General features: G+C 70.8%; 20 protein-coding genes and 2 riboswitches. Of the genes, 14 read left to right on the top strand and 6 right to left on the bottom strand.

Going from position 1 to position 21,764, the window contains the following annotated elements; translation table 11 throughout:
* Window positions 1-15: 15 nt before the first annotated feature.
* A complete protein-coding gene (locus FLX07_RS32940; protein ID WP_142575598.1) occupies window positions 16-1,200 on the bottom strand; it encodes an NADH-quinone oxidoreductase subunit D in 1,185 nt (394 codons plus the stop codon).
* Between the two features lie 135 nt (window positions 1,201-1,335).
* Here FLX07_RS32940 and FLX07_RS32935 point away from each other — a divergent pair, with 135 nt between their 5' ends.
* Together FLX07_RS32935 and FLX07_RS32930 are read left to right on the top strand one after the other, a co-directional pair.
* Window positions 1,336-1,698 (top strand): type II toxin-antitoxin system RelE/ParE family toxin, encoded by a 363-nt coding sequence (locus FLX07_RS32935; protein ID WP_142575597.1) that lies wholly within the window; start codon window positions 1,336-1,338, stop codon window positions 1,696-1,698.
* A 2-nt stretch (window positions 1,699-1,700) separates the two neighbouring features.
* Window positions 1,701-2,048 (top strand): helix-turn-helix domain-containing protein, encoded by a 348-nt coding sequence (locus FLX07_RS32930; protein WP_142575596.1) that lies wholly within the window; start codon window positions 1,701-1,703, stop codon window positions 2,046-2,048.
* A 43-nt stretch (window positions 2,049-2,091) separates the two neighbouring features.
* Here FLX07_RS32930 and FLX07_RS32925 read toward each other — a convergent pair whose 3' ends face one another.
* Complete coding sequence (locus FLX07_RS32925) at window positions 2,092-3,336, bottom strand: aminotransferase class V-fold PLP-dependent enzyme (RefSeq protein WP_229689971.1); 1,245 nt, start codon at window positions 3,334-3,336, stop codon at window positions 2,092-2,094.
* 88 nt (window positions 3,337-3,424) lie between these two features.
* Window positions 3,425-3,540, bottom strand: a riboswitch (SAM riboswitch).
* 60 nt (window positions 3,541-3,600) lie between these two features.
* Entirely contained in the window at window positions 3,601-4,278 is a 678-nt protein-coding gene (locus tag FLX07_RS32920; protein WP_142575594.1) for a pentapeptide repeat-containing protein, read from the bottom strand.
* A 76-nt stretch (window positions 4,279-4,354) separates the two neighbouring features.
* Between FLX07_RS32920 and FLX07_RS32915 the strand changes: the two genes are divergently transcribed.
* Window positions 4,355-5,554, top strand: coding sequence for a cytochrome P450 (locus FLX07_RS32915; RefSeq protein ID WP_229689970.1), 1,200 nt, complete (start codon window positions 4,355-4,357; stop codon window positions 5,552-5,554).
* On the opposite strand, the gene FLX07_RS32910 is transcribed toward FLX07_RS32915, so the two are convergent.
* A complete protein-coding gene (locus FLX07_RS32910; protein WP_142575592.1) occupies window positions 5,544-6,512 on the bottom strand; it encodes an SAM-dependent methyltransferase in 969 nt (322 codons plus the stop codon). The two genes, FLX07_RS32915 and FLX07_RS32910, sit on opposite strands and share 11 nt — an antisense overlap.
* A 160-nt stretch (window positions 6,513-6,672) precedes the next feature.
* Between FLX07_RS32910 and FLX07_RS32905 the strand changes: the two genes are divergently transcribed.
* Window positions 6,673-7,563 (top strand): Rossmann-like and DUF2520 domain-containing protein, encoded by an 891-nt coding sequence (locus tag FLX07_RS32905; protein WP_142575591.1) that lies wholly within the window; start codon window positions 6,673-6,675, stop codon window positions 7,561-7,563.
* A complete protein-coding gene (gene panC / locus FLX07_RS32900) occupies window positions 7,554-8,408 on the top strand; it encodes a pantoate--beta-alanine ligase (RefSeq protein WP_142575590.1) in 855 nt (284 codons plus the stop codon). Before FLX07_RS32905 ends, panC begins: the two co-directional genes overlap by 10 nt.
* 13 nt (window positions 8,409-8,421) lie before the next feature.
* Here panC and FLX07_RS32895 read toward each other — a convergent pair whose 3' ends face one another.
* On the bottom strand, window positions 8,422-9,093 hold the full coding sequence (locus tag FLX07_RS32895) for a class I SAM-dependent methyltransferase (protein WP_142575589.1): 672 nt from the start codon (window positions 9,091-9,093) through the stop codon (window positions 8,422-8,424).
* Between the two features lie 62 nt (window positions 9,094-9,155).
* On the opposite strand from FLX07_RS32895, the gene FLX07_RS32890 reads away from it, so the two are divergent.
* The 5 genes from FLX07_RS32890 to FLX07_RS32870 all read left to right on the top strand — a co-directional run bounded on the left by FLX07_RS32890 (window position 9,156) and on the right by FLX07_RS32870 (window position 15,606).
* Window positions 9,156-9,875 carry a TetR/AcrR family transcriptional regulator gene (locus FLX07_RS32890; RefSeq protein ID WP_142575588.1) on the top strand — a complete coding sequence of 240 codons (720 nt, stop codon included), beginning with the start codon at window positions 9,156-9,158 and terminating at the stop codon, window positions 9,873-9,875.
* 69 nt (window positions 9,876-9,944) lie between these two features.
* Window positions 9,945-12,461, top strand: coding sequence for an L-aspartate oxidase (locus FLX07_RS32885; protein WP_142575587.1), 2,517 nt, complete (start codon window positions 9,945-9,947; stop codon window positions 12,459-12,461).
* 7 nt (window positions 12,462-12,468) lie between these two features.
* A complete protein-coding gene (locus FLX07_RS32880; protein WP_142575586.1) occupies window positions 12,469-13,251 on the top strand; it encodes a type III pantothenate kinase in 783 nt (260 codons plus the stop codon).
* Between the two features lie 59 nt (window positions 13,252-13,310).
* Window positions 13,311-14,996, top strand: coding sequence for a lysine--tRNA ligase (gene lysS / locus FLX07_RS32875; protein ID WP_142575585.1), 1,686 nt, complete (start codon window positions 13,311-13,313; stop codon window positions 14,994-14,996).
* Between the two features lie 361 nt (window positions 14,997-15,357).
* Window positions 15,358-15,606, top strand: coding sequence for a helix-turn-helix domain-containing protein (locus FLX07_RS32870; RefSeq protein ID WP_142575584.1), 249 nt, complete (start codon window positions 15,358-15,360; stop codon window positions 15,604-15,606).
* A 32-nt stretch (window positions 15,607-15,638) separates the two neighbouring features.
* Here the strand turns inward: FLX07_RS32870 and FLX07_RS32865 are convergent, their stop codons facing one another.
* Window positions 15,639-16,688: a C40 family peptidase gene (locus FLX07_RS32865; RefSeq protein WP_223854261.1), complete on the bottom strand. Its 1,050-nt coding sequence runs from the start codon at window positions 16,686-16,688 to the stop codon at window positions 15,639-15,641.
* Window positions 16,689-16,747: 59 nt separating this feature from the next.
* A riboswitch (cyclic di-AMP (ydaO/yuaA leader) is annotated at window positions 16,748-16,916 on the bottom strand.
* 376 nt (window positions 16,917-17,292) lie between these two features.
* Here FLX07_RS32865 and FLX07_RS32860 point away from each other — a divergent pair.
* From FLX07_RS32860 to FLX07_RS38955, 4 genes are all read left to right on the top strand, one after another.
* Window positions 17,293-17,844 carry an amino-acid N-acetyltransferase gene (locus FLX07_RS32860; RefSeq protein ID WP_142575583.1) on the top strand — a complete coding sequence of 184 codons (552 nt, stop codon included), beginning with the start codon at window positions 17,293-17,295 and terminating at the stop codon, window positions 17,842-17,844.
* A 146-nt stretch (window positions 17,845-17,990) separates the two neighbouring features.
* Entirely contained in the window at window positions 17,991-19,520 is a 1,530-nt protein-coding gene (locus FLX07_RS32855) for an RDD family protein (RefSeq protein WP_142575582.1), read from the top strand.
* 1,293 nt (window positions 19,521-20,813) lie between these two features.
* Window positions 20,814-21,161 carry a histone-like nucleoid-structuring protein Lsr2 gene (locus tag FLX07_RS32850; protein WP_142575581.1) on the top strand — a complete coding sequence of 116 codons (348 nt, stop codon included), beginning with the start codon at window positions 20,814-20,816 and terminating at the stop codon, window positions 21,159-21,161.
* Between the two features lie 478 nt (window positions 21,162-21,639).
* Window positions 21,640-21,764, top strand: a 125-nt coding sequence (locus tag FLX07_RS38955; protein ID WP_139578418.1) for a Clp protease N-terminal domain-containing protein, incomplete at its 3' end; no start/stop codon positions are given.

The raw sequence follows: 21,764 nt of genomic DNA, 5'->3' as shown, positions 1-21,764 counted from the left end.
CCGCGACGCGCCGATCTACTTGTCGATGTCGCCCACCACGAAGAACATCGAGCCGAGGATCGCGATCATGTCGGCGACCAGGTTGCCCGGCAGCATCTCCCGCAGCACCTGGATGTTGTTGTAGGAGGCGCTGCGCAGCTTGAGCCGCCACGGCGTCTTCTCGCCCCGCGACACCAGGTAGTAGCCGTTCAGGCCGAGCGGGTTCTCCGTCCAGGCGTACGTGTGGCCCTCGGGCGCCTTCAGCACCTTCGGCAGCCGCTGGTTGATCGGCCCCGGCGGCAGGTGCCGCAGGCGCTCGACGCAGGCGTCGGCCAGGTCGAGGGAGACCTTGACCTGTTCGAGCAGCACCTGGAACCGGGCCTGGCAGTCCCCGGCCGACCGGGTCGCGACCTTCACCGGCAGCTCGCCGTACGCCAGGTAGGGCTCGTCGCGCCGCAGGTCGAAGTCGACGCCCGAGGCCCGCGCGACGGGGCCGCTCACGCCGTACTGCATGATCGTCTCGCGGTCGAGCACGCCGACGCCGCGGGTTCGGGCCAGGAAGATCTCGTTGCCGGCGATCAGTTCCTCGATGTCGGGCAGTCGCCGCCGCACGGCCGCGACGGCCGCCGTGACGCGGTCGAGCCAGCCCAGGGGCAGCTCCTCCTTCAGCCCGCCCACCCGGTTGAACATGTAGTGCATGCGGCCGCCGGAGATCTCCTCCATGACGTGCTGCAGGGTCTCCCGCTCGCGGAAGGCGTAGAAGACCGGCGTGATCGCGCCGAGCTCCAGGGGATAGCTGCCGAGGAACATCAGGTGGCTGAGCACGCGGTTGAGCTCGGCCAGCAGCGTCCTGGCCCACACCGCCCTGGCCGGGGGCTGCATGCCCAGCATGCGCTCGACCGCGAGCACGACGCCCAGCTCGTTGGCGAACGCCGACAGCCAGTCGTGCCGGTTGGCGAGCACGATGATCTGCCGGTAGTCGCGGACCTCGAACAGCTTCTCCGCGCCGCGGTGCATGTAGCCGACGATCGGCTCGGCGGCCGTGATGCGCTCGCCGTCGAGGACGAGCCGCAGCCGCAGCACGCCGTGGGTGGAGGGGTGCTGCGGGCCGATGTTGAGGATCATGTCCTCGGTGGCCAGCTCCCTCGCCTGCACGGCGTCGGCTCCGGCGCCGAGCCCCACGATGCGTTCGGTGCGCCCGCCCTCCTGCTCGGTCGTCATACCGTCCATGCTTTCACGCCCATCACGGGGGAGCGAAGACGGCGAAGGCATCAGACGAACTCGACCACCGTCTCAGGTCAACGGCAGTAGCCTACTGCCCGACTTAAGGATAGCCTTGATTTCGGGAGGGCACTCTTGGCGTGGACGGTGAAGGTCACAGATGAGTATGCCGCCTGGTTCAGGACGCTCCTCAAGGAGGATCTCGACTCGGCGATTCAGGTCGCTCAGGCCGTCGCCGCTCTCCGGGAGGAGGGGCCAACGCTGGGCAGGCCCCTCGTCGACCGGCTCAAGGAAAGCTCCCTGCATCATCTCAAGGAACTGCGCCCAGGATCGCGCGGGCGATCGGAGATCAGGATCATCTTCGCCTTCGACCCTACGCGGGCGGCGCTGCTGTTGCTTGGCGGTGACAAAGCCGGGAACTGGAACCGGTGGTACAAGGAGAACATCCCCCTGGCCATACAGCTTTATGTCGACTACACCAGCGACGACGAGGAGTGAACATGCCTAAGAGAGTGCCGGGGGACTGGGCCGACCTCGAGCGGGAACTGCACGAGGCCAGCGTCTCCCCTTCGGTGATCGAGCAGGGCGCCAGAAAGCTTCTCGCCGAGGCGCGCGGTCATCAGCTCGCCGAGGCGCGAAAGCAACTTGGGTTCGGCCAGAGGGACGTCGCGGCTGTCATGGGTCTGAGCGTCGCCCGGGTCTCACAGATCGAGCATGGAGAGGTCACCTCTCTCGACGTTATCGCTCGCTATGTAGAGGCGCTCGGGGCCCGCTTGGACCTGGTCGTCGACTTCGGTGATCGGACGCTGCGCCTGCCGGTCAGCGAGAAGTCGACGAACGCCGCTTGATCGGGGACCTCTTGAGCGAGACCCCCGACCTCACCTTCCGTCGTCAGGCGGTGGCGATCTCGCGCAGGGCCTCGACGAGGCGGTCGACGTGTTCGGTGGTCGTGCCGATGCCGACCGAGGCGCGCACGGCGCTGAACGTGCCGTCCGCGCAGCCGCCGTCCTCCCCGCCGCCGAGGAGGTGGCGGACGAACGGGTGGGCGCAGAACTTGCCGTCCCTGACGCCGATGCCCCAATCGGCCGACAGCGCCTCGGCGACCTCGCGGGCCGTACGGCCCTCGACGGTGAACGACACGATGCCGACGCGCGGGTGGTCCTGGCCCCACAGCGACAGCTCGCGTACGCCGGGGATCGCGGCGAGCCCGGCGCGCAGGCGGGCGAGCAGCCGCTCCTCGTCCCGCACCAGCGCGGTCCAGCCGGTCGCGGTCAGCGCGTCGCAGGCGGCGGCGAGCGCGATCGCGCCGAGCACGTTGGGGGTGCCCGCCTCGTGCCGCGTCTCGGGGTCGTCGCTCCAGTCCACCGTCTCGCCCACGGACCGTACGGCTCCGCCACCGCGCAGGTACGGGTCGGCGCAGGCGAGCCAGTCGGGGCGGCCCACGAGCACCCCGGCGCCGAACGGGGCGTAGAGCTTGTGCCCGGAGAAGGCCACGTAGTCGAGGTCGAGCGCGGCCAGGTTCAGCTCGCGGTGGGGCACGAGCTGGGCGGCGTCCACGGCGATTCGCGCGCCGTGCCGGTGGGCGATGTGGGCCAGTCCGGCGATCGGCCACAGCTCGCCGGTGACGTTGGAGGCCGCGGTCACGACGAGCAGGGCCGGGCCGTCGATGGCGGCCAGCGCCTCGTCGGCCGCCCGGATCGCCTCGCCGGGGAAGGCGGGCGGCGCGAGCCGTACGGCCTTCTGCCAGGGCAGCAGCGAGGCGTGGTGCTCGGTCTCGAACACGACGGCGGTGGTGCCCTCGGGGAGGCTGCGGGCCAGCAGGTTCATGGCGTCGGTCGTGTTGCGCACGAAGATGAGCGCGTCGTCGGGGCGGGCGCCGACGAAGGCCCGCACGGTGTGCCTGGCCTGCTCATACCTGGCCGTCGTGAGCTGCGAGGCGTAGCCCGCACCCCGGTGGACGCTGGAGTAGGCCGGCAGCGCCGCCGCGACGGCGGCGTTCACCGGCTCCAGACAGGGCGCGCTCGCCGCATAGTCGAGGTTGGCGTACTGCACCAGCCTGCCGCCCCTGACGGGCACCTCCAGGTCGGCGCCCACGACAGCCGGTAGGCACACGGGGGCGAGATCGTGCTCGGAGATGCGGGTGACGGCCTGCTGGACGAAGGTGAGTGCGGACAACGCCATGCTCCTCGGGTCGGGGACCCCGGCCATGGCATCGGAGAGGCGGAGCCCGCGCTTGCCCGGCACACCTCGTGCCGGACCCGGTCCTCACCCGGGGCACCCCGCCGCGAGCGCGAGGGTTGCCGGCCAGCAAGCCGGGGCTTGACGCTGGCACTCATGACCTGGACGGCACTATAACCCGACACCGCCCTCCGGCCGCAAGTCCGGGCGGCCCAGGCGAAGTCAGCCATCGTCGACCGTGACACCCAGGATGTGGGCGAACATCGGCGCGAGTTCCATCAGCTGGACGCCGCTGATGGTCGCGCCGCGCAGCGCGTCGTAGCCGTCGGAGATGCCCAGGGACACGGCGCCGCGCAGGTCGACCCGGGACATGCGCGCCTTGTCGAACCGCACCCGTTCCAGCGTCGAGCCGGGGAAGGTGACGCCGGTCAGCGCGGCGCCCGCGAAGTCCACGTCGCGCAGCGTGCACTCGACGAACGAGACCTCCCGCAGGTCGGCGGCGCGGAAGTTGATCGAGTCGAGCTTGCACCGGTGGAAGAGCACGTGGTTCATCTCGGCGCCGGGCAGCGCAGTGCCGGCCGGGGCGCTCATGACGATCTCCGCGTCCGCCCAGACGGACTCGGTGAGGTCGCCGCCCACCCAGCGCACGCCGTTCAGCCACACGTCCGAGAACCGGGCGCGCCGGTATCGGCCGCCGGCGAACGTCACCGAGGCGAACGCCGACTCGATGAACCGGGCGCCGGACGCGTCGGCGTCCTCGAACTCGCCCCCGTCGAACAGGACCGTGTCGTAGTCGCCGCCCTGCGCGAGCCGCCCCTTGAACGGCTCAAGGTGATCGGCATAGGGCAGTTCGCCGAGTTCGCGGGGCTCCCTGCGAGGCTGTTCGCGGCGCTTCGGCATCGGCCCAACCTACGCCATGACGGACCCGCACGCCCGTACTCCCAGGCGAGGTCTTTCATCCGTATTGTTGTCCATTGTGAAGTTTGATCCCTGGAATGCCGAGTTCATCGCGTACCCCTACGACGCCTACCGCGACCTGCGCGACAACGATCCGGTCAGCTTCTTCGAGCCGACGGGGCAGTGGCTGATCGCCCGCCACGCGGATGTGAACGCGCTGCTGCGCGACCGACGTCTCGGCCGGTCCTACCTGCACGTGGCGACGCACGAGGCGTTCGGCCGCGAGCCCGAGCCGGAGTTCCAGGAACCGTTCTGGCGGGTGATCCGGGCCGGGATGCTCGACGTCGAGCCGCCGGTCCACACGCGGCTGCGCCGCCTGGTGTCCAAGGCGTTCACGCCCCGCATGGTCGAGTCGCTGCGTCCCCGCGTACGGAAGATCGCGACCGAGCTGACCGCGGGACTGGTCGAGCGCGGCGGCGGCGACCTGCTGGCCGAGGTGGCCGAGCCGCTGCCGGTCACCGTGATCGCCGAGATGCTCGGTGTGCCCGAGGCCGACCGCCACCTGCTGCGCCCCTGGTCGGCCGACATCTGCGGGATGTACGAGCTGAACCCCTCGCCGGAGGTCCAGCACACGGCCGTGCGCGCGGCGGCGGAGTTCGCCGGCTACCTGCGCGAGCTGGCCAGGGCCCGCAGGGATCGGCCGGGCGACGACATGATCTCGGCGCTGGCCCAGGTGGTCGACGACGGCGACCGGCTGACCGAGGACGAGCTGATCGGCACCTGCGTGCTGCTGCTCAACGCCGGGCACGAGGCCACGGTCAACGCCACCGGCAGCGGGTGGTGGGCGCTGTTCCGCAACCCGGGTGAGCTGGAGCGGCTGCGCGCCGACCCCGGCCTGATGCCGACGGCGGTCGAGGAGCTGCTGCGCTACGACACCCCGGCGCAGATGTTCGAGCGGTGGGTGCTGGAGGACGTGGAGGTCGGCGGGGTGACGATCCCCAGGGGCACGGAGATCGCGCTGCTGTTCGGCTCGGCCAACCGCGACCCCGAGGTCTTCGCCGATCCCGACCGTCTCGACCTCGGCCGGGCGGACAACCCGCACATCTCGTTCGGCGCCGGCATCCACTTCTGCCTCGGCGCACCGCTCGCGCGGGTCGAGATGGCGGAGTCGTTCGGCGCCCTGCTGGGGCTGGCGCCCAGGCTGGAGCTCGCCGAGGAGCCTGCCTGGAAGCCCAGCTACATCATGCGCGGCCTGGAGTCCCTCAAGGTCACCGTCTGACGACCTGGCTGAGCCAGCCGAAGCCGCCGAGACCGGCCGGGTCGATCAGCTCCGCCTCCTGGGAGGCCCGGCCCAGCGCGCGTACGTAGGCGGCCGGATCGGCGGACGCCAGCGCGAGCGGCGGGCGGGCGCCGGTGACTCCCAGGTCCCGCAGCGCCTCCCGCTGCGTGGTGAGCGTGGACGCCTGCGCCCCCGCGCGCTCGCCGGCCGCCGCGCAGGCGTCCAGCGCGACGTGGGCGGTGATGTCGCACGACCCGTCCGGTGTCGGCGGCACCACCGAGCCGTCGCGATATCCGGCGACCGTGCCGAGCGGTGGCCGCCGTCCGGCCGGATGGGCGTAGTCCACGGCGACCGCCGTGCCGCACGCCAGCCGCGTGATCAACGAGGCCCAGGCCTCGTCGCGGGGACGGCCGATCTCGGCGCGTTCTCCCGGTGAGCGCAGCGGCCACCAGCGCTCCAGCCAGGCCAGGTCCTCCGGGCCGGGAGCGGGCCCGGGCCGTTGTTCGCCGGTCGAGGTGTCCACGAGCACCAGGCGAGGGCCGTCCGGCGTCATCTCGGCGATGTCGAGCGGCACGTTGTCCAGCCACTCGTTGGCGATCACCAGGCCGCCCGCGCCGTACGGCGCCTCCGGCTCCCAGGCGACGCGCGGATCGAGATCGCCGGGCCGGGGGGACAGGTCGACGGCGGTGACCCGCAGCCGCTTCGAGAGGTCCGGCGGCGCGGCGGCCCGCACCCGGGCGGCCAGCAGGCCGTTGCCGCTGCCCATGTCCACGAGATCGACCGGGTCGGGCCGCCCGAGCGCGGCGTCGACCCGCAGGAGCAGGCGCAGCACGGCCTCGGCGAAGACCGGCGAGGCCTGCACCGACGTGCGGAAATGCCGGTCGGGGCGCTCCCGCAGGTAGAAGCCCTCCGCGCCGTAGAGCGCCCGCCGCATGGCCTCCCGCCAGGTGACCTCCACGGGGCCCAAGGTTACCGACACGCCGAGGCCGTAACGAAAAGTAGTCACTTTCGTACTTGTGGCTCAACATAGGCCCGGGAGAAATGGGACAAAATCCGACCGTTGGGCCACGCCCGGGCGGGCGGGAGCGCCGCCGCTACGCTGAACCGAGGGAGGCGTCATGGAGACAAGTGACCGCCCGGCGCGGCTCGCCGTAGGAGTGCTGGGCGCGGGACGCGTCGGTTCCGTGCTCGGAGCCGCGCTCATGCTCGCGGGTCATCGGGTGGTGGCGGCAAGCGGCGTGTCCGACGCGTCGGCGCGGCGGGCCGCCGACCGTCTCGGCCTGGCGCTCAGCAGGCCGGACGAGGTGATCGCCCGGTCCGATCTCGTGCTGTTGACCGTGCCGGACGACGTGCTCCCCGGTCTCGTCTCCGGTCTCGCCGCCACCGGCGCCGACCTGCGCGGCAAGCTGCTCGTGCACGCCAGCGGCGCGTACGGCCTGGGCGTGCTCGACCCCGCGGCCGAGGCGGGGGCGCTGCCGCTCGCGCTGCACCCCGTGATGACGTTCACCGGCAGGAGCGACGACCTGACCCGGCTCAACGGCTGCTCGTTCGGCGTCACGGCGCCCGACCTGCTGCGGCCGGTGGCCGAGGCGCTGGTGATCGAGATGGGCGGCGAGCCGGTGTGGATCGCCGACCGGGACCGGCCGCTCTACCACGCCGCCCTGGCCGGCGCCGCGAACCACATGGTGACGCTCGTCGCCGAGTCGCAGGAACTGCTCGCGAAGATCGGCGTGGAGCATCCGGGCCGGATGCTCGGCCCCCTGCTGAGCGCGGCACTCGACAACGTGCTGCGTCTCGGCATCAGCGGGCTCACCGGGCCCGTGGTCCGCGGCGACGCGGGCACCGTGCGCAAGCACGTCGACGCGCTCATCCTGGCCGCCCCCGAGGCCGCGGACGCGTACGTCGCCCTCGCGCGGCTCACCGCCGACCGGGCGCTCGCGGCGGGCCTGCTCAAGCCGGAGGCGGCCGAACGCCTTCTGGACGCCCTGGGAGGGAACATATGGACCTGACCGTCGCCGCCGACCGCGCCGCCCTCGACAAGGCGAGGGACGAGCTCGGCCCCGGGAGGATCGCCCTGGTCCCCACGATGGGGGCGCTCCACGAGGGCCACCGGTCGCTGATGCGGCTGGCACGCGAACACGCCGACCACGTGGTGGTGAGCGTGTTCGTCAACCCCCTGCAGTTCGGCCCCGACGAGGACTTCTCCCGCTATCCCCGTACGTTCGAGGCCGACCTCCGGGTGTGCGAGGAGGAGGGTGTGCGCGTGGTCTTCACGCCCTCGGCCGACGACATGTACCTGCCGGACCGCCAGGTGGAGGTCTCGGCCGGCGGCATGGGCGGGGTGGTCGAGGGAGCCTTCCGGCCCGGCCACTTCGACGGTGTGCTGACCGTGGTGCTCAAGCTGTTCAACCTCGTACGGCCGGACGTCGCGGTCTTCGGGCAGAAGGACGCCCAGCAGCTCGCGCTGATCCGGCGGATGGTGGCCGACCTCGACGTCCCGGTGTCGATCGTTGGCGCCCCGACCGTGCGGGAGCCGGACGGCCTCGCGCTGTCGAGCCGCAACAGGTACCTGTCCGAGGCCGACCGCCGCACCGCGCTCGCCCTGTCGCGGGCGCTGCGGGCCGGCGCGGCGCGGGGCCAGACCGCCGGGCCGGCCGGGATCCTCGACGCCGCGCGGGCCGTGCTGGAGGAAGCCGCCCGCTTCGACCCGCCGCTGCTGCTCGACTACCTGATCCTGGCCGACCCGGCGACGTTCGCGCCGGCCGGCGACGACCACCGCGGCGAGGCGATCCTGGCCGTGGCCGCCAAGGTGGGCACCACCCGCCTCATCGACAACGTGGTCCTGACCCTGTAGAGGTCGCGGCGGCTCAGGCTCCCCCGTACCGCAGCGTGAACCAGAAGGTGGGGAACGGGTTCGTCCCCGGTGTGATGTCGGCCAGCTCCCAGCCGGCGAACCTGGCGCGCAGCTCGTCGGCGGTGACCCCGGAGAACTTGTCGTCGAGCACTCCGGGGCCGTACCCGAACATCAGCAGCCGTGCGCCGGGAGCGGCACGGCTGGTGAGCCCGGCGGCGTAGGCGTCGCGGCGGTGCGGCGGGATGCCGCAGAAGCAGCTCAGGTCGAAGAACAGGTCGTAGGGGCCGGACGCGTCCAGCTCGTCGAGCCGGGTGGCGTCTCCGTGCAGGAGCCGTACGGCCACTCCTGCCGCGTCGGCCTTCTCCCGGGCCTGCTCGATCGCGCGGCCGACCAGGTCGACGGCCACGACCTCCCAGCCGTGCCGGGCCAGATAAATGGCGTTGGTTCCGGTGCCGCAGCCGAGCTCCAGAGCGCGGCCGGGCGGCAGCGCGCCGTCCCCCTCCCCGCGCCTCTCCCCGCGTCCCTCTATCAGGGCGACCAGCTCGGGCGGTGTCACGCCCGAATCCCACGGCGGCTTGCCGGTTCGGTAGTACTCCTCCAGTTCCCGCAGTACGGCCTCCTCCTGGTCCGGTCCGCTGCCGATCCGGTCTACGTCCGTGCTCCGGGCGGTGTTCGGCGTGTCCATGGCCTCGCTCCACTTCTTTAGAGTCAAACTCTAGTGACGAACTCTAGAGATATACTCGCATCATGGACATCGTCAAGCGGCCGGACAAACGGGCCGAGCGCTCGCGCCGCACCCGGGAGAAGGTCATCCAGGCGGCGCGGGAGCTGTTCGTCGCGCAGGGCTACGGGGCGACGAGCCTGCAGGAGGTCGCCGACCGGGCGGGCGTGGCCGTTCAGACGGTCTACTTCGCCTTCGGCAACAAGCGCACGCTGTTCAAGGACGTCGTCGACACGTCCATCGCCGGCGACATCGAGCCGGTGGCCATCATGGACCGTGAGTGGTTCCGCGCCGCGTGCGCCGAGCCTGCCGCGGTCGACCAGCTGCGGGCGCACGTCCGCGGCACGAGTGAGATCCTCGGCCGGGTCGCCCCGCTCATGCCGATGATCGAGTCCGCCGGGGCCGCCGACCCGCAGATTGCCGCGGGATGGCCCGACGGCCCCGACCCGCGCTATGTCGTGCAGCACGCCGCGGCCCAGGCGCTCGTGGGCAAACCCGGCGCCCGGCCGGACGTCTCCGTCGCGATGGCGGCGGATCTGCTGTTCTGCCTGCTCAGCCCGCAGCTGTACCTGCTCTTCGTCCAGGACCGCGGCTGGTCGCAGGACCAGTGGGAGGAATGGGCCCGCACCACTCTGACCGCCCAGCTCTGCACCGGCCCCGCGACAGGCGCCGCCCCCGCAGCAGGCACCACCCCTGCGGCAGGCGCCGGCCCCGCGACAGGCGCCGGCCCTGCGGCGTGCCCCTAGGAGGAGGGGGCGGGGCGTCACCATCGCCAGGGGGGCGTTATCGTCATTATGACGAAAGGGGATCCCCTGATGGTGGCGCTCGCACGCAGACTCACCGCCCCCGCACCCGGCTGGACCGTCGAGGCCGACGCCGTCGTGATCGGGTCCGGCATCGCCGGCCTCACCGTGGCGCTGCGCCACGTCGAACTCGACCCCCGCGCACGAGTGCTCGTGGTCACCAAGGACGTGCTGTCGGCCGGGTCCACCCGGTGGGCCCAGGGCGGCATCGCCGCCGTCCTCGACCCCGAGGACACCCCCGACGAGCACCTGAGGGACACGCTCGTCGCCGGGGTCGGCCTGTGTGACGAGGAGGCCGTCCGCGTCCTGGTCACCGAGGGCCCCGACGCGCTGAAGCGGCTGATGAGCCACGGCGCCGAGTTCGACCGCGACACCGACGGCGAGCTCCAGCTCACCCGCGAGGGCGGCCACCACCGCAACCGGATCGTGCACGCCGGCGGCGACGCGACCGGCGCCGAGGTGCAGCGGGCCCTGGCCGAGGCGGTGCTGGCCGAGCCCCGCATCGAGGTCATCGAGCACGCCCTCGCCCTCGACCTCCTCCTCGACGCCGAGGGCCGCGCCTGCGGGGTCACGCTCCACGTCATGGGGGAGGGCGCCCGCGACGGCGTCGGCGCCGTACGGGCCGGGGCCGTGGTGCTGGCCAGCGGCGGCATGGGCCAGGTCTACGCGGCCACCACCAACCCCGTGGTGTCCACCGGAGACGGCGTGGCGCTGGCGCTGCGGGCCGGCGCGGTGGTCAGGGACATCGAGTTCGTGCAGTTCCACCCCACGGTCCTGTGGCTGGGGGAGGGCTCGACCGGCCAGCAGCCCCTCGTCTCCGAGGCCGTGCGCGGCGAGGGCGCGGTGCTGATCGACTCGAGCGGCGAGCGCTTCATGCGGGGGGTGCACGAGCTGGCCGACCTCGCGCCCCGCGACGTGGTCGCCAAGGCGATCATGCGTCAGATGGCGCAGACCGGCGCCGACCACGTCTACCTCGACGCCACCCACTTCGGCGAGGACAAGTGGCGGTCCAGGTTCCCCACCATCCTCGCCGTCTGCCGCGAGCACGGCATCGACCCCGTCACCGAGCCCATCCCCGTCGCCCCCGCCGCCCACTACGCGAGCGGCGGCGTGCGCACCGACCTGTACGGCAAGACCAGCGTGCCCGGCCTGTACGCCTGCGGAGAGGCGGCCTGCACGGGCGTGCACGGCGCCAACCGGCTGGCCTCCAACTCCCTGCTGGAAGGGCTCGTCTACGGCGAGCGCATCGCCGCCGATCTGGCGGCCGGAAACCTGACCCGCGACCGCGCGACGCACGAGCCCGTCCCGGCCGACGACCGGCCCGAGGGCCTGGTAGACCCGCGTACACGGCCGAGGATCCAGAGCCACATGAGCGGGGGCGCCGGGGTGCTGCGCAGCGACCGGAGCCTCGCGCAGGTCGCCCGTGCGCTCTCCGACGCCCGCTGGACGCCGGTCGCGGTCGAGCCCTGCACCGAGTCGTGGGAGGCGACCAACCTCCTCACGGTGGCCTCCGCGCTGGTCGCCGCGGCGGCTGTGCGCGAGGAGACCCGCGGCTCGCACTGGCGGGAGGACCACCCCGACCGCGACGACGCCCACTGGCGCGCGCACATCGACATCGCCCTGACGGCGGAGGGACTGACCTTGACGTACACGCCTCACGAGGAACTGCGGAACGAGCTGGACAAGACCGGCCTCGACCCGGACGCCGTGCTCGGGCTCGTCCGCGCCGCGCTGGAGGAGGACCTGGCCGGGGGACAGGACGTGACCTCGGTCGCCACCATTCCCGCGGACCAGCGGGCCGTCGCCGACGTGGTGGCCCGCAAGGAGGGCGTGGTGGCCGGGCTGGCCGTGGCCGAGACCGTCTTCCGCCAGGCCGACGGGCCGGTCGAGGTCGAGCGGCACGCCGCCGACGGCGACCGCGTGCGCCCCGGCGACGTGGTGATGTCCGTGCGGGGCGCCACCAGGGACCTGCTCACGCTGGAGCGGACCGCGCTCAACTTCCTCACCCACCTGTCCGGGATCGCCACCGAGACCCGCCGCTGGGTGGACGCGGTGGAGGGCACCGGCGCCCGGATCCGTGACACCCGCAAGACCCTGCCCGGGTTGCGCGCGCTCGCGAAGTACGCCGTACGGGCCGGCGGCGGGGTCAACCACCGGATGGGCCTGCACGACGCCGCCCTGATCAAGGACAACCACGTCGTGGCCGCCGGAGGCGTCGCCGAGGCGTTCCGCGCCGTACGGCAGGCCTTCCCCGGCCTGCCGATCGAGGTCGAGGTGGACAGGATCGACCAGATCGAGCCGGTCCTGGCCGAGGGCGCCGAGGAGATCCTGCTCGACAACTTCACCGTGGACCAGCTCGCCGAGGCCGTACGGCTGGTGGCCGGGCGGGCGCGGCTGGAGTCGAGCGGCGGGCTGACCCTGGAGGTGGCCCGCGCCGTCGCCGCGACCGGGGTCGACTACCTGGCGGTCGGTGCGCTCACGCACTCGGCCCCGGCACTCGACCTTGGTCTAGATCTTCGTGATGCATAATCGGGGAATGCTGCTCACCATCGACGTCAGCAATACCCACACGGTGCTGGGCCTGTTCGAGGGTGAAGAGGTGATCGAGCACTGGCGGATCGCCACCGACCCCCGCCGTACGGCGGACGAGATCGCGGTGGTGCTCCAGGGTCTCCTCGGGCAGTCGCCGCTGCTCAAGGACGCCGACATCAGCGGCATCGCGATCTGCTCCACGGTCCCGTCGGTGCTCAACGAGATGCGGGAGATGTCCCGGCGCTACTACGGCGACGTCACGGCGGTGGTGGTCGAGCCGGGCGTCCGCACCGGCGTCCCGGTCCGGATGGACAACCCGAAGGAGGTCGGCAGCGACCGCATCGTGAACGCGCTCGCCGCCGCCGCCCTGTACGGCGGGCCGTGCGTGATCGTGGACTTCGGCACGGCCACCTCGTTCGACGCCGTCTCGGCCCGGGGGGAGTACGTCGGCGCGGTGACCGCGCCCGGTCTGGAGATCTCGGTGGACGCGCTGGCCACGGCCGGGGCCCAGCTCCACAAGGTCGAGCTGGTCCGGCCCCGCTCGGTCATTGCCAAGAACACCGTGGAGGCGCTCCAGTCGGGCATCATCTACGGCTTCGCGGGCCTGGTCGACGGCATCGTGGACCGGATGACGGCCGAGCTGGCCGCCGACCCCGACGACGTCACCGTGGTGGCCACGGGCACCGGTGCGCCGCTCGTCATCGGCGAGGCCCGTACGATCGACGTACACGAGCCCTGGCTCACGCTGATCGGCCTGCGGCTGGTCTACGCCCGGAACGCGTCCTGACGACTCCCTCGCGTACGGGACCATAGAGGCCAGGATCCCGTTCAGAGAGGACTGACGTGATGGACGCCGACTGGGTGGCGCGTTTCGCCGATGAGGTCATCGCCGAGGCTGAACGGCGCGCACCGGGCAAACCCGTCGTCTGCGCGTCCGGCCTCAGCCCGTCCGGCCCGATCCATCTGGGCAACCTGCGTGAGGTGATGACCCCGCACCTGGTCGCCGACGAGATCAGGCGGCGCGGCCACGAGTGCGTGCACATCATCTCGTGGGACGACTTCGACCGCTTCCGCAAGGTTCCCGTGGGTGTCGACCCCGCCTGGAACGAGCACATCGGCAAGCCGCTGACCTCCGTCCCGGCCCCGCCCGGCAGCGAGCACCCGAACTGGGCCGAGCACTTCAAGGCGCCGATGATCGCCGCGCTGGCGGAGCTGGGCGTGGAGTTCCACGGCATCAGCCAGACGCAGATGTACGGCTCCGGGGCCTACCGGGAGCAGGTGCTGCTCGCCATGCGCGAGCGGCGGCGGATCGACGCGATCCTCGACCAGTACCGCACCAAGAAGGCCAAGGCCAAGGAGGTCGCGGACGCCGACGAGGCCGCAGCTCTGGAGGGCTCGGGGGCCGCGAACGAGGACGACGGCTCCGGCGCGGGCGGCTACTACCCCTACAAGCCCTACTGCTCGGTCTGCGACCGCGACATGACCACGGTCACGTCGTACGACGACGAGACCACCGCGATGTCGTACACCTGCGTGTGCGGCCACAGCGAGACCGTCCTGCTGTCCGAGCACACCCGCGGCAAGCTGGTGTGGAAGGTCGACTGGCCGATGCGCTGGGCCTACGAGGGCGTGGTCTTCGAGCCGTCGGGTGTGGACCACAGCTCGCCGGGCTCGTCGTTCGTCGTCGGCGGCCAGATCGTCCGGGAGGTGTTCGGCGCCCCGCAGCCGATCGGGCCGATGTACGCCTTCGTCGGCATCAGCGGCATGGCCAAGATGAGCAGCTCCAAGGGCGGCGTGCCGACCCCGGCCGACGCTTTGTCGATCATGGAGCCCGCGCTGCTGCGCTGGCTGTACGCCCGCCGCCGTCCCAACCAGTCGTTCAAGGTCTCCTTCGACCAGGAGATCCAGCGGATGTACGACGAGTGGGACACGCTGACCAGGAAGGTGCAGGACGGCACGGCGCTGCCGGCCGACCAGTCGGCCTACCGCCGCGCGTCGAGCACGGCCTCCCGGGTCCTGCCGGAGACGCCGCGGCGGCTGCCCTACCGGACGCTCGCCTCGGTCGTGGACATCGCCACCGGGCACGAGGAGCAGACGCTGCGCATCCTGCGCGCGTTCGACCCGGAGATCGGCGGGCTGGACGAGTTGCGGCCGCGGCTCGACCGCGCCCAGCACTGGGTGAACACGTACGTGCCCGCGGAGGAGCGCACGCAGGTGCGCGAGACGCCCGACAAGGAACTGCTCGACACGCTCGGCGCGCAGGACCGCGAGTCGCTGCGCCTGCTGGCGGAGGGCCTCGGCGAGCACTGGTCGCTCGACGGGCTGACCACGCTCGTGTACGGCGTGCCGAAGGTGCAGGCCGGGCTCGACATGGACGCCAAGGCGGCGACGCCGGAGCTGAAGGCCGCGCAGCGCGCCTTCTTCGCCCTGCTCTACCGGCTGCTCGTCGGCAGCGACACCGGCCCGCGGCTGCCCACGCTGCTGCTGGCCGTGGGCCGCGACCGGGTGCGCGAGCTGATCGGTCACGCCTGATCGGTTACGCCTGATCGGTCGTTCCCGAACTGAGTGTCCGATCTCCTGCGTCCGATCTCTGGCGTCCGATCTTCTGCTAACGGGCCGGACGGCATCGCCGTCCGGCCTCAGCCGGCTTCGCCACGTCCCGGAGCCGGGCCCGTCGGCGCCCGCCACGCCCCAGCCGAGCGCGTACGTCTCCAGGTGCGGCATGGGCCCGCTGGCGCGGCGCCGGGCCGAATTCCACGTGGAGGATTGTCGAGGCGGCCCGGGAGGTGTGCGACCGGTGCTCTCACTCCGAACCTTGACGACCTTCAGTGGAGGCGTTTACCTTCCCTGAAGGGTGGGCCGACGAAAGCATCGTCGTGGGGGAGGGCGGACGATGAGTATTCCCGAGGTCGTTTACCGAGGTGACAGTCGCGCCTCGGACCTTGAGCGTGCCGGTCTCACCGAAGAGGATCTGCTTCTCCTCGCGGAGCTGGCCAAGGGTGTGACCGCCGACCGGGTGGGCCGCAGTCTCGACGTCAGCGGGCGCACCGTCCGACGCCGGCTGCGGTGCATCTGCGACCGGATCGGCGTCGCGACCGCGATCGAGGCCGTCGCCTGGGCGGCACGCCGCCGCCTCATCTGACCCCCCCTCGACGGCAGGCCGCCGAGGGGGGGTCAGTCGGCGACGCGCACCGCTCCCGCGAACGGCCGTCCGGCGATCTTCGCGATGTGGACGACGTCTCCCGTGCGCGGCGCGTGGATCATGTAGCCGTTGCCGATGTAGATGCCGACGTGGTGCAGGTCGGAGTAGAAGAACACCAGGTCGCCGGGGCGGAGTTGGTCACGGGGGATGTGCGTGCCGGCCGTCCACTGATTGCCGGTGTAGTGGGGCAGGCTGATGCCGACGGACTGGTAGGCCGCCATGACCAGGCCGGAGCAGTCGAAGGAGCCGGGGCCCTCGGCGCCCCACACGTACGGCTTGAGCTGCTGCCCGAGGGCCCAGCGCGCCGCCTGGGCGGCCTTGCCGTCGCCGATGATGGGGAACGCCGTCCTGCTGCGCGTCTCGCTGCCGATCGTCTGGGAGACCTGCCGGTAGAGGCTGCTCTCGGTCTTCTTGATCAGCTTGGTGATCTTGTCGCGCCGCGAGTCCAGCCCGCTGAGGAGCTTCTTGACCTCGGCCTGCCGGGCGGAGGCGCTCTCCCTGGCCCGTGCGGCGGCGTCCATGGCCTTGGTGACCTCGGCGACCTCCTGGCTCTCCCGCAGCTCCAGCGCGTACGTCGTGGAGGCCTGGTCCAGGTATCGCCGGGGGTCGGCGTCGCTGTCGATGAGCACCAGCGCGTTGCCGAGCCCGTTGGTCATGTAGGAGTGCTGCGCGAGGGCGCTCGCCTTCTGCCGGCGGACCGCGAGCTCGGCCTCGCTCTTGGCGAGGTTCTTCTTGGCGAGGTCGGCGGACCGCTCGGCCGTCTTCAGGCGCACGCGCTCGCCGTTGTACTGCTCGCTGAGGGTCTCGATCTCGGTGTAGAGATCCTCGACCTGGGCCGTGAGTTCCTTGAGGCTCGGCTTGGGGTCGGCGGTGGCGCTGACCACCGGCGCGCCGAACGTGATCGCGCTGATCGCGACGCCGACGAACGCCAGACGGCGGATGGCACCCGGACCGGCCGTGCCGGATCCGGACTGTCGGCCGCGAGCGTGCCTGCCCGCCTGCCGTCCTCCACGCGTGCGCAACCGAGCTCCTCTCCCACGTGTGCCCCGCGGCGGGCCCGTCGTCGCGACGGGCCGTACGGCGGGGCACTGCTGAGCGCCTACCGGGTTAGCTGACGGGTTCGGGCCGGAGTAGCCCTACCTTGTGGATTCACCCCTTGACGATCCGGGATCGAACCGATCCTGATCCTGCAGTTGGGTCCCCGGCTCCCCTTCGCACTGAGTGCTTCGAGGATTCGGCGTCCGGTCGCCATGAACGCTCACGAAGACCGGCATCGTCGCTGGACGATAGTGCACCGCGAGTTCTTGCTCAACCAGAACTCCGAAACTCGTCTACGTTTGACAACCAAATGATCACGGTCGGGTCACGGGCTCGGTAGTGATACGTCCCTGTTCACCTGCGTTTCGAGTGATCTGCGAGTTTCGATGGGCGGCCTGGGCTGGTGGAAAAACTGGGACTAACCCGGATGGCCACCTCGGGCGGCGGTCGTGCATCCGTCCGTATCGTGGCGGCTACGGACAGTCAAACCTCATGTCGGGTATGGCGTTTGGGAATGACCGTTATTCGTTCGGGATGCTCCGTGCCGACCGCGTGGGATCGGCCGCGCTCCGGCTAGGCTGGCCGGTCATGGAGCAGGTCGCCGCGCAGACATCCAGTGGATCGAGTGCCACGGCCGTGACGGTGCGCCGAGCCAGGACGCCGGACGTCCGGGCGATCAGGCGCCTCGTCGACGCGTACTCGGGTGTGGGTTCCCGCCTGCTCAAGAAGAGCACGGTCACGCTGTACGAGGACGTCCAGGAGTTCTGGGTGGCCGAGAGGGGCGGGCAGGTCGTCGGCTGCGGCGCGCTGCACGTGCTGTGGGAGGACCTGGCCGAGATCAGGACCGTCGCGGTGGACCCCGCGGCGCGCGGCGGGGGCATCGGCCATCGGATCGTCGGCGCGCTCATCGAGACCGCCAGGGACCTCGGCGTGCGGCGGGTCTTCTGCCTCACGTTCGCGGTGGAGTTCTTCGCCAGGCACGGCTTCAGGCCCATCCAGGGCACCCCCGTCTCCCCGGAGGTGTACGCGGAACTGCTCGCGTCGTACGACGAGGGCGTCGCCGAGTTTCTCGACCTGGAGCACGTCAAGCCGAACACGCTGGGGAACACCCGGATGTTGCTGCACATCGACCGTCATTGACCCCTTTGTCGATCATTGATCGCTGATCTTGACGATGGTTGTCGGCTGCTGCAAAGGTGACTGTTGATACACCTGTCGCTACTTTTGGCAATATCAGCGTGTGCTAGGGACGTGCGGCGCATGCGTCTTCGAAACGAGGTGACACGGTGAGCACCGGACAGCCGCCGTACCCCCAGGACGAGTCGGACGGAACGCCACCGCCCTCATCGAACGCCGGGTACGGCACGGACAGACAGCCCCAGGACTATGACCCCGACGTCACGGTCGTGAGCAATCGCCACTCGGGACAGCACACGGGTCCCCAGCAGCCGCCCGGCTACGACCCCGCCCAGGGCGGCTACGGCCAGCAGGGTTACGCCCAGCAGGGCCAGCAGCAGTACGGCCAGCAGGGGTACGGTCAGCCCGCCCCGCAGCAGGGATACGGCCAGGAGGCCGCCCCGCAGCAGGGCTACGGCGCCCAGCAGGGCCAGCAGCAGTACGGCCAGCAGGGCTATGGCGCCCAGCAGGGCCAGCAGGGTCAGCAGGGCTATGGCCAGACCGCCCCGCAGCAGGGGTACGGCCAGCAGGGCTACGGCGCTCAGCAGGGCTACGGCGCCCAGCAGGCCCAGCAGCAGTACGGCCAGCAGACCGGTCCTCAGGACTACGGCCAGCAGCAGGGCTACGGGCAGCAGGGGTATGGCCAGACCGGCCCGCAGCAGGGCTATGGCGCCCAGCAGGGCCAGCAGGGTCAGCAGCAGGGCTACGGCCAGCAGCCCGGTTACGGGCAGCAGGCCGCCCCTCAGGACTACGGCCAGCAGCAGGCCTATGGGCAGCAGGGGTATGGCCAGACCGGCCCGCAGCAGGGTTACGGCGCCCAGCAGGGCCAGCAGCAGGGTTACGGCGCCCAGCAGGGCCAGCAGGGTCAGCAGCAGGGCTACGGCCAGCAGCCCGGTTACGGGCAGCAGGCCGCCCCTCAGGACTACGGCCAGCAGCAGGCCTATGGGCAGCAGGGGTACGGCCAGACCGGCCCGCAGCAGGGTTACGGCGTTCAGCAGGGTCAGCAGCAGTACGGCCAGCAGCCCGGTTACGGGCAGCAGCAGTACGGCCAGCCGGGCTATGGCCAGCCGGGCTATGGCCAGCCCGGCTTCGGCCAGCCGTACCCGGCCGCGGGACCGATTCCGCCCGGCGCCCCGGCGCCGCTCGCGGAGTGGTGGCAGCGTCTCGTCGCCCGCATCATCGACGGTGTGATCGTCGGCATTCCTCTCGCGATCATCACGTTGGTGATCACGGGAATCGTCGTCACCGACGCGAGCATCGACATCGCGAGCGGGGTTTACAACCCCGGAAGCGGTTACTTCCTGGCGACGCTGCTCACGGCGATCCTGGGCGGTCTGGTCATGGTCGTCTACGAATTCCTCATGCTGCGGGCGCAGGGGCAGACGCTCGGCAAGAAAGCCATGGGCATCAAGGTCGTTCCGGTCGGCGGCACTCTCGACGCGGGCGGGCTTCCGCAGGACGCCGCGCTCAAGCGCGCCGGCGTGTTCTACGCTTTCGAGTTCCTGCAGTGGATTCCCGTTATCAGCTACCTCGCGTACGTCGGCTCTCTTCTGAACGTGCTGTGGCTGTTGTGGGACAAGCCGCTGCATCAGGCGCTGCATGACAAGGTCGCCAACACCGTGGTGGTGAAGGTCAAGTAACGACGACGGACGGGGTCGATGGAACGGACCATCGGCCCCGTTTTTCTATGGATCGCTATGGCTGCGTCCGCACAGTCCGCTCACCCGGCTGTGACGGAAAATCCTTGCGGGGCCTCCCGGGCATGCCATGCTTGGGTTCACCGTCCCGAGAGGTGCCCAATGACCGCGAGACCGCCCCCGGCGCCAATCCTTAACACTCGCCCAGTCGTCCCCGGGCCATATCCGTCCACGGGCGGCTTAAGGAACCGTCAGGGGCGCTTATGGGGCAGTATGGAGCCGCACAGGGCCTTATGGCGCTCGGGGAAGGCCGCCCGCTACAGCCTGCGGCAGGCGGCGTCCGGGGAATGCGGGGATCGTTTGGCCGTGGGAAACTCTGACGCCACGGCCGTCCGGGCCGTCCACGCGATTGTGGCCCGCTCCTTTTTTCGATCTTCAGACCGCCCGCCCGTTGATCTTGAAGGAACCGGCCGGTCCTCTCTTTTTACGAGGCTTCGGGGTGGTGGCGATCTGCTTGCGCGTATATCGCGCGAGGCGCGCGCGCCGTACGAGAAGGCTGCCGGGACCCTTGTGAAGATCCGGCCGTCGCGCCGGCTCGTCGTTTCAGCCGAGCTCTTCAACGGCCGTACGTCCCCGGTCCGCCCTTTTCCGCACGAGGCGTTTGCCGCTTCACACTTGTCCGCCCCGTGCCTGTCCGTCCTGGTCGGCAAGCCCCTCACCTGCGGCGACGGCAGGCGCCCGGCGAAACAGGGGGCGCGCGGCCCGGCGGCCCGCTGTCGCCCGGGAAGCGCGCAAGCGGTTGAAACGGCCGGACGGCCCAGGATCGGTGACCGCGGGGGTCGGCCTTTTGGGTACGATTTCGAGTGCATCCGGTAAGGCCGCTGGAGAGACGAGGATTACCCCGGCCCCCCAGGGGCACCCCGGAAGACGCGCCCGGTCCCTCCCAGCGCTATGGTCGTATCGGGGCGCCGGGCCCGGTCAGAAGGCCGGTGGCCTGGCCGCGTCCTCGGAATTCCCTCGGGGTGCACCTAATGACACCCCCGGCACGAGCGAGGCAGAATGACAGAGGTATTGTCCGCCTTGATACCTTCCGTGGCCGTCGCCGGCGTGGTCGTCTACGGCATCGTAAAGTTGGTACGTTCCGACGCGGCGGGCCTCCGTACGGCACGGGAGCCACGCGAGAAGTCACCGGACTCAGAGGTTCCTGAGAATCCGCAACCTTGAATTGTCAGCCAGGGGAAACCGGGTATATGTTTGGCTGACGAATCAAACTATGGGCTGCGAAAGGATTGCCGGATGGCCAAGCACACGCAGGTGATTCTCATCGACGATCTCGATGGCGGCGAGGCCAATGAGACGGTCACCTTCGCGATTGACGGCACGTCATATGAGATTGACCTGAGCGACGGCAACGCGAAGAGGCTTCGCGAGGCTCTGTCGCCTTTCGTCGGCAGCGCGCGGCGCGCGGACAGCGGGCAGGCCCGCGGGCGCCGTCGTGGTGGTGCGGGCGGTGGGGGCCAGCGAGCCATGACCCGCGAGAAGAGCGCCGAGATCCGCGCCTGGGCGAAGTCTCACGGGCACCCCGTGAGCGAGCGCGGCCGCATTGCCGCCTCGATCGTCCAAGCGTACGAGGACGCGCACTAGGCCGTGGGCCTCAGATCTCCCGCCTACTGCGGTTGTCCGGGCGGCGCCTGGCTGCGTTGTCGCCCTGCCCGCGAAGATTTCTCGCAGGCAGGGAATCCCCGCAGGGCCCGGAGCCGGCGCCTATAGCTCTGCTATTGGCGCCGTCTCCACCTTGCGGTGGCATCCGCCTGGACGATCCCCGCTACGGCAAGATCTGCGGAGCACTTCCTAACTCGAACCCTGATCGCGCGGTTATGGCAGTCGTCGGAGGACCTGACGATCGCATAACCGCGCGATTGTGTTTGCGCTCCCTTAAAACCTCGTTCGCTTGCGGCGTATCGGGAACACGTCACCCCCAGCAGGGGGTTGGATAGAGCATGAACGCCCTGCGCTTGGGGAACCCTTCTGTCAAGGAGTGGGTCGCCGGGCCAGGGCTACCATGCGGAACGACGGGCCGGATCTCCCGTGCTCGCCTGACCGCTTCGTGAGGAGCGACGAGATGTTCGAGAGGTTCACCGACCGTGCGCGGCGGGTTGTCGTCCTGGCCCAGGAAGAGGCTCGGATGCTCAACCACAACTACATCGGTACTGAGCACATTCTTCTTGGCTTGATCCATGAGGGTGA

The sequence above is a fragment of the Microbispora bryophytorum genome (genome assembly GCF_006874465.1).
Taxonomy (GTDB): Bacteria; Actinomycetota; Actinomycetes; order Streptosporangiales; family Streptosporangiaceae; genus Microbispora; species Microbispora bryophytorum.
Note: the sequence above shows the minus strand (reverse complement) of the source record. Positions and strands in the feature narration are given on the sequence as shown.

What these genes read in the sequence shown, in the direction of transcription:
- FLX07_RS32940 (WP_142575598.1), bottom strand. Translation starts at nt 1,200, where the DNA reads ATGACGACCGAGCAGGAGGGCGGGCGCACCGAACGCATCGTGGGGCTC.
- FLX07_RS32930 (WP_142575596.1), top strand. Translation starts at nt 1,701, where the DNA reads ATGCCTAAGAGAGTGCCGGGGGACTGGGCCGACCTCGAGCGGGAACTG.
- FLX07_RS32920 (WP_142575594.1), bottom strand. Translation starts at nt 4,278, where the DNA reads ATGCCGAAGCGCCGCGAACAGCCTCGCAGGGAGCCCCGCGAACTCGGC.
- FLX07_RS32905 (WP_142575591.1), top strand. Translation starts at nt 6,673, where the DNA reads ATGGAGACAAGTGACCGCCCGGCGCGGCTCGCCGTAGGAGTGCTGGGC.
- panC (WP_142575590.1), top strand. Translation starts at nt 7,554, where the DNA reads ATGGACCTGACCGTCGCCGCCGACCGCGCCGCCCTCGACAAGGCGAGG.
- FLX07_RS32895 (WP_142575589.1), bottom strand. Translation starts at nt 9,093, where the DNA reads ATGGACACGCCGAACACCGCCCGGAGCACGGACGTAGACCGGATCGGC.
- FLX07_RS32890 (WP_142575588.1), top strand. Translation starts at nt 9,156, where the DNA reads ATGGACATCGTCAAGCGGCCGGACAAACGGGCCGAGCGCTCGCGCCGC.
- FLX07_RS32885 (WP_142575587.1), top strand. Translation starts at nt 9,945, where the DNA reads ATGGTGGCGCTCGCACGCAGACTCACCGCCCCCGCACCCGGCTGGACC.
- FLX07_RS32880 (WP_142575586.1), top strand. Translation starts at nt 12,469, where the DNA reads ATGCTGCTCACCATCGACGTCAGCAATACCCACACGGTGCTGGGCCTG.
- lysS (WP_142575585.1), top strand. Translation starts at nt 13,311, where the DNA reads ATGGACGCCGACTGGGTGGCGCGTTTCGCCGATGAGGTCATCGCCGAG.
- FLX07_RS32870 (WP_142575584.1), top strand. Translation starts at nt 15,358, where the DNA reads ATGAGTATTCCCGAGGTCGTTTACCGAGGTGACAGTCGCGCCTCGGAC.
- FLX07_RS32860 (WP_142575583.1), top strand. Translation starts at nt 17,293, where the DNA reads ATGGAGCAGGTCGCCGCGCAGACATCCAGTGGATCGAGTGCCACGGCC.
- FLX07_RS32850 (WP_142575581.1), top strand. Translation starts at nt 20,814, where the DNA reads ATGGCCAAGCACACGCAGGTGATTCTCATCGACGATCTCGATGGCGGC.